Annotated in this window: 9 protein-coding genes; 7 read left to right on the top strand and 2 right to left on the bottom strand. The window is 77.0% G+C overall.

Features of this window, described 5'->3' with window-relative positions:
• Positions 1–2: 2 nt before the first annotated feature.
• Positions 3–1,676 (bottom strand): fatty acid--CoA ligase family protein, encoded by a 1,674-nt coding sequence (locus D1J60_RS34765; RefSeq protein WP_125824505.1) that lies wholly within the window; start codon positions 1,674–1,676, stop codon positions 3–5.
• A 79-nt stretch (positions 1,677–1,755) separates the two neighbouring features.
• Positions 1,756–1,929: a thiazolylpeptide-type bacteriocin gene (locus tag D1J60_RS34760; RefSeq protein ID WP_125600985.1), complete on the bottom strand. Its 174-nt coding sequence runs from the start codon at positions 1,927–1,929 to the stop codon at positions 1,756–1,758.
• Positions 1,930–2,156: 227 nt separating this feature from the next.
• Between D1J60_RS34760 and D1J60_RS37585 the strand changes: the two genes are divergently transcribed.
• The 7 genes from D1J60_RS37585 (at position 2,157) to D1J60_RS34720 (ending at position 12,159) form a co-directional block, all read left to right on the top strand.
• A complete protein-coding gene (locus tag D1J60_RS37585) occupies positions 2,157–2,717 on the top strand; it encodes a hypothetical protein (protein WP_164721107.1) in 561 nt (186 codons plus the stop codon).
• 165 nt (positions 2,718–2,882) lie between these two features.
• Entirely contained in the window at positions 2,883–3,926 is a 1,044-nt protein-coding gene (locus D1J60_RS34745; protein WP_125824502.1) for a hypothetical protein, read from the top strand.
• The gene (locus D1J60_RS34740) at positions 3,923–4,795 is read left to right on the top strand and encodes an ABC transporter ATP-binding protein (protein WP_125824501.1); all 873 of its coding nucleotides are present in this window, start codon (positions 3,923–3,925) and stop codon (positions 4,793–4,795) included. The genes D1J60_RS34745 and D1J60_RS34740 overlap by 4 nt, the downstream gene beginning before the upstream one ends.
• On the top strand, positions 4,792–5,652 hold the full coding sequence (locus D1J60_RS34735; protein WP_125824500.1) for an ABC transporter permease: 861 nt from the start codon (positions 4,792–4,794) through the stop codon (positions 5,650–5,652). Before D1J60_RS34740 ends, D1J60_RS34735 begins: the two co-directional genes overlap by 4 nt.
• Positions 5,649–8,207, top strand: coding sequence for a lantibiotic dehydratase (locus D1J60_RS34730; protein WP_125824499.1), 2,559 nt, complete (start codon positions 5,649–5,651; stop codon positions 8,205–8,207). Before D1J60_RS34735 ends, D1J60_RS34730 begins: the two co-directional genes overlap by 4 nt.
• Positions 8,204–9,955 (top strand): hypothetical protein, encoded by a 1,752-nt coding sequence (locus D1J60_RS34725; RefSeq protein ID WP_125824498.1) that lies wholly within the window; start codon positions 8,204–8,206, stop codon positions 9,953–9,955. Before D1J60_RS34730 ends, D1J60_RS34725 begins: the two co-directional genes overlap by 4 nt.
• Positions 9,952–12,159, top strand: coding sequence for a TOMM precursor leader peptide-binding protein (locus D1J60_RS34720; RefSeq protein WP_125824497.1), 2,208 nt, complete (start codon positions 9,952–9,954; stop codon positions 12,157–12,159). The genes D1J60_RS34725 and D1J60_RS34720 overlap by 4 nt, the downstream gene beginning before the upstream one ends.
• Positions 12,160–12,165 lie beyond the last annotated feature (6 nt).

Below are 12,165 nucleotides of genomic sequence, written 5' to 3'. Positions count from 1 at the left end.
TCTTACCTCGTGTTCTGGGTGGGTCGGGGGGTGCGGGGCGTACGGGTGACGGGGCCGGCGGAGGCGATCACGTCCGGGTCGCCCGCGGGCGCGCCGATGCGCCGCAGGTCGGGTTTGCCGTTGTCGGTCAGCGGGATGCGGGACCACAGGGCGATCCGCGAGGGCGCGTGCGCCGGCGACAGGCTCTGCGCCACGGCGGCCGTGAGCCGGCCGAGCAGCTCCCGGGGATCCCCGGCCCGGCCGTCGCCGTCGCCGGTGCCGGCGGCGGCGGTGACCGCGGCGCCGACGTGTTCGCCCGCGTCGCCGTCCACCACCCGGTGGACCAGGGCCTCGGCGACGGCCCCGGTGGCGAGCAGTGCCCGCGACACCTCGCCCGGGTGGACCTTGACCCCGGCCGTCTTGATGACGCCGTCCAGCCGGTCCACCAGGTGGAGGTAGCCGTACGCGTCCCAGTGGCCGAGGTCGCCCGTACGCAGCCAGCCGTCGCGCAGGACGCGGCGGGACGCCTCCGGGTCGCCGACGTAGTGGGACATCATCTGCGGTGAGCGGACCAGCACTTCGCCGGTGGCGCCGTCCGGCAGCGGCCGGGTGCCGCCCCCGGGTGCGCACACGCGGACGTCCACGCCGGGGAAGGGCCGGCCGGCCGAGGGCAGCAGCTCCCGTTCCCAGTGGTCGACGGGCTCGAGCACGGTCACCCGTCCCGCCTCGGTGGTGCCGTAGCACTGGACCAGGCGGGGGCCGAAGGCCTCGCGGGCGCGCTCCAGCCGTCCGGGGGAGGCGGGCGAGCCGCTGTAGATGAGCGCCCGCAGCGACCCGAGGTCGCAGGCAGCCAGGCCCGGGTGGTCGAGCAGCGCGTACAGGTGCGGTACGGCCAGGTAGGTGCGGGTGACGCGGTGCGCGGCCACGGCGTCGAGCACCGCCGCGGCCTCGAAGCGCTCGTGCAGCACCAGCGTCCCGCCGGCGCACAGCACCGCGTCCGCCATGGGCCCGGCGGCATGGCTCAGCGGGGTCACCACCAGCATCACGGGCTCCTCCGCGGCCAGCTGGGCGGCGTCGCCGAGCACCAGGGCGCTCCAGGCGGCCAGCGGCTGGCGGACGCCCTTGGGCCGGCCGGTGCTGCCGCTGGTGTACGTGACGACGGCGGCCCGGTCCAGCGCCCCGGGGGTGGGCACCGGACCGGACCGCGGCTCGGGGGCGCGTACCTCCCCGCCCGCGGCCGGGCCGTCGGCGACGACGACCGTGAGGGGGTGGGGCGTACGGGCACGGACGGCGTCGGCGTGCCGGGCGTGCGAGGGGTCCACGACGAGGACGCCGGCCCCGTTCTCCGCCAGGATCGCCGCCTGCGCGTCGGCGTCGAGGAGCGCGCCGTCGGGCCCGGGGTTGACGGAGCGCAGGTGGACGACCGTGGCGCCGAGCAGATGGGCCGCGTACCGGTGGGCCAGCAGGGCCGGGTGGTTGGCCTCCGTGAGGAGCCCGACGGCGGGCGAGGCCGCCTCGGGCGGGACGGGCAGGCCCGTGGCCGCGAGCGCGTCGCGGGCGTGCAGGACCGCGTCGCGCAGCCGGCGGCCGGTCAGTTCGAGATCGCGCCAGCGCACCGCGACCGTGTCCGGCCGTGCGGCCAGGACGTCGAGGACGCGGGAGACGTAGTGCTCCCGGGCGGGCGGGTTCGGGTTCACGCTCCTCCTCCGTGCTCCGGGTGTCCGGCCCGTCCGGCGGCCGGAGCCGCCGGACGGACAGGAGTGGGACGTCGTCGGATCAGCAGCAGGACGACGACGAGGAGGAGGACGAGGAGCAGCACAGGGCGTTGCCGCTCGAAGCGCCCATCTCCGGGAGGGCCACGCCGTCGGCGACGTCCAGGACCTCGAGCTCCTCGATGTCGAAGGAGGTGAAGAGCTGGTCGAAGTCGGCAACAGCGGTGGTGTTCGCCATGACGGTATTCCTCTCGTGTTTTCCGAATTCGGTCCGTATGCGGACCGACGACCTGATGCTGCACCAGGAACCGGGCTGTCCGAAACCATTCGGATCCCCCTTCTGACAATGCTCACGACTCGCGTGACAAACGTCATCGAAATCGGCCCGAAGTCATTTTCTGCGGTATGGCGGCACACACCTGGGCCTTAGAGTGAGCGCCGAGACCCGTGCCAGAGGAGGCCCCCATGGACCCCAATTCCCGTACCGGACGCGCGCCCCGCGGACCGCTGATCGGGGCCGTCTTCGGAGCCGTCTGGTTCCTGATAGGCCTGGGCGCGCTGCACGGCACCGCCCGGGCGGCCGCCGCCGCGGCCGGCGCCCTGCTCGTCGTCGCCGTGACCTTCGCCGTCCTGCGCTCCCGCCGCGCACCCGCGCCCGCCCCGGCCGGCCCCGTGGCCCCGCGCGGGCGCGCGTTCGTCAGGCTCCTCGTGGTGCAGGCCGTCCTCCTCGGCGTCGGCGCCGGACTGATCAACAGCCGCCTGCACACACCCCAGTTGGCGTTCGCCTGGGCCGCGCTCGTCGTCGGCGGTCACTTCTTCCCGCTGGCCCGCGTCCTCGGCGCGCCCCTGCTGCGCGTCCTGGGCGCGGTGATGGTCGCGGTGGTCGCCGCGACCGCCGCCACCGCCCTGGCGGCGCCCGGCACCACTCCGTGGATCTGGCAGGCACTTCCCGGCCTCGGCTGCGCGGGCGCGCTGTGGGCGGCCGTCCTGGCCACCGGGGCGCGCACCCGCGCCCGCCGCGGATGACACTTGTCACGCACGCCGTGACAGGTGTCAGGAAAAACCCGTCGCGGCCGCTTCCCGCCCCCACCGGCGGACCACAATGTCTCCGTGAAAGAGGGAGACGTGACGGTGAACGTGGAAGACGAAGTCGAAGACCCGGTGGGAATACGCGTATTCAGCAGGGTCCCGATGAATCCGGAATGGTCGGCGGACCGCCTCGTGCCCCTGGTCCGTGAATTGCGGACCGAGCACGGCGCACCCGTCGTGTATCTCGAACGCGGCTGGCTGCACGGCCCGCACGTCGACGTCGTCGCCCGCCCCGGCCCCTTCGGCCCGCTCCCCTGGAAGGCCCTGGCCTCCCGCGCCGCGGCCCCGCCGGCCGGCGGCCGGGAACCCCTCACCGAACGCGCCTACCTCGCGCAGGCCCGCGAACTGGGCCGCCTCGAACAGGTCGACCCGCCCTACCTGCCGATGGCCCCGCACGGCACCGTGCGGCTCGTGCCCGCCGCGCAGGCCCACCCCGGCTGGCCCGAGCGGGTCCGGCCGCTGCGCGAACTGGCCCTGTCACGGATGACCGCGCCCGTCGTGCACTGCCTGGAATCCCTCGCCCGGGACCCCGGGAGCGCCCTGGTGCGCATGGCCGAGGCCTTCACCGCGCTCGCGGGGGCCCACCCCTACGGGGTGCCGCACGGCACCTTCTCCTTCCGCTCCCACGCCGAGGCGTTCTTCCACTGGGCCGGCCCCGGCAAGGACCCCCGCGCCGCCTTCGGGCGACGGCTCGACGCGGAGCGCGCCGTCCTGCGCCCCGTCGTCGAACGCGCCCTGACCGGCGGGGAGAGCGCCACGGCCGCCCAGTGGCGCGCCGCCCTGTCGTACGGCTGCGGCCTGTTCGAGGCCTCGGCCGTGCACGGCGAGACCACCCCGGCCCTGCTCGACTCACTGGCCGGCGCGCAGCCGGACGCGGGCCCGGACGCGGGGCGGGCGACCGCGCGCAGCGCCTTCCACACGGCCGTCGGGGACGCCGGCGTCACCGACACCGGCGCCCCCTGGTTCCTGGCCTACCGGCTGGTGATCAACCTCTTCTACCGGCAGCTGCCGCTGTTCGGCGTCTCCCCGATGATGCGCTACTACCTGTGCCACGCCGTCGCCGAGACCGTCGACGAGATCACCGGCGTGACCTGGCAGGAGCGCCTGGCCGCACGCACCACGCACCGCCCGGAGGCCGCCGCGTGAGCGGGGCCCGCGACGGCGCGGCTGCCATCGAGGTCACCGGCCTCGTCAAGCGCTACGGCGACCGGACCGCACTCGACGGCATCTCCTTCGAGGTCGCCAGAGGAGAGGTCTTCGGCCTGCTCGGCCCCAACGGCGCCGGGAAGACCAGCGCCGTCGAGATCCTGGAGGGCCACCGGCCCCGCACCAGCGGCACCGTGCGGGTCCTCGGCGCCGACCCGGCCACCGCCGGCCGCGCCTGGCGCGACCGCATCGGCATCGTCCCCCAGAACTGCACCGACCACGGCTACTGGCGCGTCGGCGAACTCGCCGCCCAGATCGCCGGCTGCTACCGCGACCCCGTCCCGGTCGGCGAACTCCTCGACCTCGTCGGCCTCGGCGACCTGTCCCGGCGGCTCGTGGCCACCCTCTCGGGCGGCCAGCGCCGCAGGCTGGACGTCGCCCTCGCCCTCGCCGGCCGGCCCGCACTGCTCTTCCTCGACGAACCGACGACCGGCTTCGCCCCCGAGGCCAGGCGCGAGCTGTGGAGCGTCGTCGAGCGGCTCAAGGAGGCCGGCACCTCCGTCCTGCTCACCACCCACTACCTCGACGAGGCGGAACGCCTCGCCGACCGCGTGGCCGTCCTGCGCGCGGGCCGCATCATCAGCGTCTCCTCGCCCCAGGACCTCGGATCCGCCGACGCCGGCACCGAGATCAGCTGGCGGGAGGGCGGCCGGACGCGCCGTACGCGGACGCACGACGTACCCGGCTTCCTCGCCGGACTCCAGGCGCGCCTCGGCGACGACGTACCGGAGCTCGAAGTCCGGCGGCCGTCCCTGGAGGACCGCTACCTGCAACTGATCGACCACGAACCCGGGAGCACCGGCACATGAGCACACCCCCCGCCGGCGCCCCGGCCGCCGCCCGCCGGGACACCCCCGGCCGGGCCCTGCCCGGCGCCGTCCCCACCGGACTGCGGCGCGGCCGGGCCGAGATACGGGTCTTCTTCCGCAACCGCACCGCACTCGTCTTCGGGACGCTGCTGCCCCTCGCCCTGATGCTGCTGTTCGGGACCCTCTTCAAGGGATCCGTGCCCGGCACCTCCGTCCCCGTCCACGACGTCGTGGTGGCAGGCGTCCTCGCCTCCGGCGTGATGTCCGCCGCCTTCAACACCCTGGCCATCGGCACCGCCCTGGAGAGCGGCGACGGCACCCTCAAGCGGCTGCGCGGCACCCCGCTGAGCCCGGTCGCGTACTTCCTGTCCAAGGCCCTGCTGGTGCTGGCGCTCAGCGCCCTCCAGCTGGTCCTCGTACCGGTGGTGGCCTGGGCGGCCTTCGGATTCGTCCTGCCCGCCTCGCCCGCCCGCTGGGCGCTCCTGCTGTGGGTGTTCCTGCTCGGCGCGCTGGCCAGTTCCTTCCTCGGCATCGCCATCGGCTCCCTGGTCACCGACCGGCGGGGCATCGGCGCGGTGCTCCAGTTCCCGTTCGTCCTCCTCCAGTTCGTGTCCGGCGTCTACTACCCGTTCGCGCAGCTGCCGGACGCCCTCCAGCACGTGGGAGCCCTCTTCCCCCTCAAGTGGCTGGCGCAGGGCATGCGCGCGGCGCTCCTGCCCGACTCCCTGGCCGCCGCCGAACCCGCGCACGGCTGGGAAACGGGCCGCACGAGCCTCGTCCTGCTGGCCTGGACGGCCGCCGGGCTCGTGCTCTGCGTCCTGGCACAGCGGCGCCTCCTGCGAAAGGGCCTGTCATGACCCCCACCCCCACCCCCACCCCCACCCCCACCTCCACGGGCCCTCGCGCGGAGCCCGTGTGGATGCTCCGCATCAACCCGCTGCGCCGCACCCCCCTGGCCGACGAAACCCTCGCCGACCTCGTGACACGGCTGGCCGGAGCCGAACGCGACACCGCCGCGCTCGCCGCCGAGTGCTCCGACCAGCTGTACGCCCGCATCGGCGACAGCACAGGGGAGGAGCGGGCCCGGCTCGTGGCCCTGCGCCGGGCCATCCACAACGGCCGCACCCCCGGCCCGCTCGCCGCCGCACCCCCCGTGCCCGCCGTGGCGGGGTGGCACGCCGCCCGGGAGCGGCTCGCCCGGCTGCGCCAGGAGGTGCGGGACGCCCACGACACGGCCGTCGCGCGCGAACGCCGCCGCCTCGCGGAACTGCTGGGCGACGAGGACCTGCGCCGCTCCCTCGCGCTGCTCGCGCCCGAGGTCCACGACGCGGCCGCACGCTACCGGCAGGCCGCGGCCCGGACCGGCGAGCCCCCCGCCCGGCTGCGCAAGTCCGAGCGCGGCCTGCTCCAGTACGTCACCCGTGCCATGGTCCGCACCAGCCCCCTCTCCCGCCTCACGGCCGTCGCCCTCGCCGTCCCCGGCGACCACGGCACCGGCCCCGGCGAGGCCGCCTTCACCGGAGCGGTGTCCCACCCCTCCCTGGACCGGGTCATGACGGACTACGTCGGCGCCGGCCTGCCCGGCGCGCCCAGCCGCCGGCCCACCCCCGACGGCTGGGTGCAGCGGCCGCCGACCGCCGAACTCGACCCCGACACGGGCCGCTACACCTTCCTCCACGCCACCGACACCGGAGTGCGGCTGCTCGCCGCCCCGCCGAGCGAGTCCCTGCGCGTCATGCTCGCGCTCACCGCCATGGGCCCCCGCCCCATCGCCGACGTCGCCGCCGAGGCCGCCCGCGTCCTCGACCTCAGCATCCCCGACGCCGTCCGCACCCTCACCGACGCCGTGCACGTCGGCATCCTGTGCACCGCCGCCGGCCCCGAGGACTGGCACGCCGACCCGCTGGCCCCGCCCCGCGGGCCCGGCGCCGAGCAGGTCCGCGACGACCTGGCCACCGTCCGGGAGCAACTGCCCCGGCTGGCCCGCGCACCCGCCGCCGAACGCCCCGCCGTGCTCTCCCGCGTACGGGAGGCCGCCGCCGGACTCAGCCGCGCCGCGGGCCGGCCCGCGACCCTGCTCGTCGAGGAGGACTACGTCGCCCCGCCCCCGGCCCTCACCACCCGGGCCTGGCGGCGGCAACTGGCCGAACTCGGCGACGTGGTGGAGTTCCAGAGCCTCTTCGACCGCATGCACGACGTACGCCGGCTGCTCACCGCCGCCTTCACCGCCCGCTTCGGCACCGGCGCGAACGTCCCGCTGTGGGAGCACGCCGACGGCCTGGTGCGCGAGGTGTACGACCGGGAGCTGCGCTACCGGGTCCACGGCGAACAGGGCCTCGGCCCCGCCGACGGCTCCCTGGAAACCCTGCGCGCCCTGCGCCAACGGGCCCTGGAGGTGCTCCACGCGGACCTCGCGGGCCGCGACCCGGCCGTCGAGGAGGTGCGGTGGAAGCCGTCCGAACTCGCGGCGCTCGCCGACGGCCTGCCCCACGCGCTGCGCCGGGACCCGGTCTCCTACGGGGTGCTCGTCCAGCCCGTCGGCGACCGGCTCGTGGTCAACGACGCCTACGCCGGACACGGCATGCTGTACGGACGCTTCCTGGCCGCCGACGCCGCCGCCGGCGGCACCGCGGCCGGGCACCTAGCCGACCGGCTCACGGCCCGCTACGGCCACGACGGCGCGGCCGTCGCCGAGGACCTCGGCCTGCACCGCCTCAACGTCAACGCCCACCCGCCCGTCCTCCCCGACGGACTGCACGCCCAGGACTGGTACGGCCTGCGCCTGGCCCACGACCCGGCCGCCGACAGGCTGCGCGTCGAACGCCCCGACGGCCGCGAACTGCGCGCCGTCACCCTCGGCGCCGGTTTCCCCGAGCTGTACCCGGCGCCCCTGCGCATCGCCACCTGGCTGCTCAGCGGCGGCCGCCTCGTCAACGACGTGACGGGAGCCCGGCACCGCCTCGCGGGCGGCGACCCGGCCGCCACCCACGCCTGCCCGCGGCTCACTGCCGGGCAGGTCGTACTGTCCCGGCGCCGCTGGTACCCGGGCGAGGACTTCGAGACCGCCCTCGCGGCCGGCCCGGGCGACGCCGACCGGCTGCTCGCGCTCACCGCGTGGCGGGCCCGGCACGGCGTACCGCCCGAGGTGGTCTTCAAGACCGTGGCCGACCCCACCCGGCGGGCCGCCGCGCAGGACCGCAGGCGGCGCAAGCCCCAGTACGCCGACCTGCGCAGCGCCCTCATGACACGGGTCCTGCCCCGGCTCCTGGAACGCGGCGGGACGGTCGGGACGGGCTACGCCGAGGAGGCACTGCCCGGCGTGGGCGCCTCGGCGCACGCCTTCGAGTGGGTGGTGGAGATCGGACGGGCCCCGGGGGGCCGGTTCACGTACACGACGGAGGAAGAACGTTGAGCGACCTGCGGATACTGCGGCCCGGACTGCACTACGCACCCGTGCAGAGCGGGGTCTACTTCGGCCACGGCCGCGGACAGTTCGTACTGCGCGGGCCCGAGGCCCTGTTCGGCGTGGCCGACGTGTGCGTCCCCGCCCTGGAGGACGGGAGCACCGAGGACGGCCTGGTGGCCGCGCTCGGCACCGAGCGGTCCCGGCCGGTGGTCCGGCTCCTGCTGAAGACCTTCGCCGCGCACGGCCTGCTCCTCGACCCGGCCCGCTTCACCGCGCCACCGCCGTCCGAGGAGGAACGACGCCGCCACGCGGGCGCCCTCGCCGAACTGGAGGCCGCCAGTGACGACCCGTACGGCCACTTCGCGACGCTGCGCGCCTCGGCCGTGCTGCTGTGCGGGCCGCCCGAGGCCGTCGCCCCCGCCGCCCGCGGCCTGCACCGCGCCGGGGTGGGCCGGCTGCTGCTGGCCGTACCGGATCCGCGGGCCGTCGCGACGACCGCCCGCCAACTCGGCGCCGAGGTCCACGCGCTCGGCCCGCACGGTGCGCCCCCCGCCGCGGACGCCGACGCGTACGTCCTGTGCCGGACGCCGGAGCAGGACGGCCCGGCGACCGCGGCCGACGCCTGGGCGGCCTGGCTCGAACGCCTGCCGCGGGGCCGGCCCGTGGTGCCCGTGGCCTTCGAGGAGGCGTTCATCCTGGTCGGCCCCGTCCTCGACGGCCCGGACGCGGCCGCCCGCCGCACCGCGCTGCACCGGCGGATCGCCGGCCACGCCGCCGCGCGGCCGGCCGCGCCGGTCACCCGGCCCGTCGGCGACGCCCTCGCCGGGGCCCTCGCCGGGCGGGCCGTGTTCCACGCCCTCACCACCGGCGCCGACCCCGCCGAGGCCCACCTCGTGCACGGCGACGAACCCGCCGCCGACCGCGTCGAGGCGCCGCTGCACCCCGTCGGCCCGGACGCCCCGCCCGTGACCCTGTCCCAGGTCCCCTCCGAGCCCGCCCCCGCGGCCGGGGAGACCGCCGAGGCCGTCGAGTCCCTCGCCGGTCCGTGGACGGGGCTCTACTCCCTGCCCACCCCCTACGACCTGCCGCAGCTCCCGGTCGCCCTCGCGGAGGCCCGCCCGGCCCGCGCCGACGCCCGGTCCTTCGTCGCCCCGGGCGACAACCAGCAGCAGGCCGCCCTCCAGGCCGCGCTCGCGGTGCTGCGCTCCGCCCTGCCCGCCGGGCCGGACGCGGTCGCCGCGGCCGGCACCACCGCCGAGCGCTGGCTGCTGGACGGCGCCCTGCGGCTGCTGGCCGCCGGGACCGGCCCGGCCGGCACCCCGGCCGACTTCGACGCGCTCGCGGCGCGCCCCCGCGGGCTGTGGCGCGTACTGGCCGACTACGAGGACGTCCCGCCCCACGTCGAGCTGCACGAACTGCCCGGCCTGTCCTGGCCGCTGGCCCGTGTCGCGGCCCAGGACGGCACGCCGCTCGCCGCCGCCTGGGGCCCGGACGCCGACGGCGCGGTCGCCGAGGCGCTCGCCGGAGCGCTCGCCGCGATCCGCACCCGGGCGGCGCGCGGCACCGGCCCCGGCGGCCACGGACCCGGCACCGCCGCCCTGGAGACCGCCGACGACACCGAGGTCGCCGCACTGCGGGCCGAGGTGGCCGCGTACGGCGCGGCACGGGGCCTGGAGTTCACCGGCCGCCCCGCCGACCGCGACCCGGTCCTCGGCGAACTCCCCTTCGCACACGGCCGGGTGACCACCGGATGACCACCCCGCCCCCCGCCGCCACGCCTGCCGGCACGCCCGCCGCCACGCCTGCCGACACGACGCCGGCTGGCACGACGCCCGCCACCACGTCCGCCGCTGCGACGCTCGCCGCCGCGATGCCCGGCGCGGCCGCGCCTGCTGCCGCGACGCCCACCGCGGCCGCGTCTGCCAGCACGATGCCCGGCGCTGCCGCGTCTGGCGACACGACGCTCGCGGCCGCCGCGCCCGCCGCCGCGATGCCCGCCGCCACGCCCGCCGGCAGCGTCGCGCCCGTCACCGCCGCCGGTGTCGCGACCGGTCCCGGCCTCGCCGCCGACCCGGACCTCGGCGCGCACCTGGCCGCCCTGCTGGAGCCGCTCGCCCTCGCCACCGGCGCCACCGTCGCGGTGAACGCCGGCTGGGACCTCGGATGGGAGGCACGGCAGTGGCGGGCGGCGGCGGCCGCCGCCGCCCGCCGCCCGCACCTGTCCGTACGCGTCCTCGGCACGGAGGCGGTCGTCGGACCGCTGTGGGTGCCCGGCACCCCCGCCGGCTGCGCCGGCTGCGCGGAGGCACGGCTGCGCATCACGGCCGACCACCCGCTCGTCGAGGAGTTCGCCGTACCGTGCCTGCCGCCCGGAACGCAGTCCCCCTTCCTGCCCGAGCTGCTGGAGACGGCCGTCGCCTCCCTCCTGCGGACGCCGCCCGCGCCCGGCGAACTCCACGCCGTCGGCGGCCCGCGCAGCGGCCGCCACCGGGTGCGCCGCAGCCTCGCGTGCCCCGTGTGCGCGGACCGGGACACCACCCCGGTCGACCCGGCCGCCCCGCCGCCCCGCTGGGAGCCCGTCCCCCGCCCCGCCGACCCCGGCGACCCGGCGCGCGGCACGCACGGCCGCGTCCTGCTGGACCGCACGCACCTGCGCGAACGCGTCGTCGACCCCCGGTTCGGGCCCGTCCTCGGCGTCATCCGGGACACGAACGCGCCGTTCGCGATGAGCAGCGCCGTCCACCCCGACGCGAAGGCCTGGGGCTACGGCCGCGCCCCGCGCTTCGACCGGTCGGAGCCGCTCGCCGTGCTGGAGGTGTACGAACGCCTCGCCGGCTTCCCGCACCACGGCGCCGTACTCACCGACACCCCCTACGCGGACCTCCGCGGCCGCGCCCTGGACCCGGCCTCCCTCGGCGGGTACACGGCCGAGCAGCTCGCCCACCCCATGAGCCGCGTGCTGCCCGGCGACGCCGGCACCCCGCGCGACTGGGTGTGGGGGCACCGGCTCCGGGACGGCGAACCGGTGCTCGTCCCCGCCGAAGTCGGCTTCTACCAGTACGAGTACACCGAGCGGATGGCCCGCCACCGGGCCCGCCGCGCCCCGGCCGACCGCCGGCGCCGGCACTTCCAGCCGGAGTCCTCCAGCGGCTGCGCGCTCGGCTCGAGCCTGGAGGAGGCCGCACTGCACTCGCTGTTCGAACTGGCCGAACGGGACGCCTTCCTCCTGGCCTTCCACCGCGCCCGGCCGCTGCCCGCCCTGGACCCCGGCTCGCTGGACGACCCCGTCAGCCGCATGCTCCTCGACTCCATAGAGGCCCGCGGCTACGACGCCCACCTGCTGGTCATCACCCAGGACATCGACATCCCGGCCGTCTGGGCGCTCGCCGTGCACCGCGGTGGCGGCTACCCGGCCACCTGGTCCGCGGCCGGATCCGGCGCCGACCCGGCCGGCGCGGTACGCGGGGCCCTGTGGGAACTGGCCCAGCTGGTCCGCGAGCCCGCCGACCGGGAGCGTGCCGACGCCGAGCGGCTGCTGGCGGACCCGTACCGGGTCGACGTCCTGGAGGACCACTACGTCCTCTACTCCCTGCCGCAGACCCTGCCCCGCATCACCACCGTCCTGGGCGGCCCGGCGGTCGGTCTCCACGAGGCGTTCCCCGAGGCGGCCGAGCGGTTCCGCGCCGAGGCGGGCGGCGACGTCCTCGGCGCCCTGCGCCGGACGGAGCGGCTCTACGCGGACGCCGGACTCGACACCGTCGTGATCGTCGACCAGACCACCCGCGAACACGCCGACCTCGGACTGGCCGTGGCCAAGGCCGTGGTGCCCGGCATCGTCCCGATGTGCTTCGGCCACGCCCAGCAGCGGCTGACGGGCCTGCCCCGGCTGGAGCGGGCCCTCGCCGAGGCCGGACGCCCCGTCGCCGCCGCCCCGTACGACCCCCACCCCTTCCCCTGACCAGGA

The organism is Streptomyces sp. W1SF4 (genome assembly GCF_003950035.1).
GTDB lineage: Bacteria > Actinomycetota > Actinomycetes > Streptomycetales > Streptomycetaceae > Streptomyces > Streptomyces racemochromogenes.
Note: the sequence above shows the minus strand (reverse complement) of the source record. Positions and strands in the feature narration are given on the sequence as shown.

Bases quoted from the DNA above. Each gene is read 5' to 3' on its own strand.
- D1J60_RS34760 (WP_125600985.1), bottom strand. From the start codon at position 1,929: ATGGCGAACACCACCGCTGTTGCCGACTTCGACCAGCTCTTCACCTCC.
- D1J60_RS37585 (WP_164721107.1), top strand. From the start codon at position 2,157: ATGGACCCCAATTCCCGTACCGGACGCGCGCCCCGCGGACCGCTGATC.
- D1J60_RS34745 (WP_125824502.1), top strand. From the start codon at position 2,883: ATGAATCCGGAATGGTCGGCGGACCGCCTCGTGCCCCTGGTCCGTGAA.
- D1J60_RS34735 (WP_125824500.1), top strand. From the start codon at position 4,792: ATGAGCACACCCCCCGCCGGCGCCCCGGCCGCCGCCCGCCGGGACACC.
- D1J60_RS34730 (WP_125824499.1), top strand. From the start codon at position 5,649: ATGACCCCCACCCCCACCCCCACCCCCACCCCCACCTCCACGGGCCCT.
- D1J60_RS34720 (WP_125824497.1), top strand. From the start codon at position 9,952: ATGACCACCCCGCCCCCCGCCGCCACGCCTGCCGGCACGCCCGCCGCC.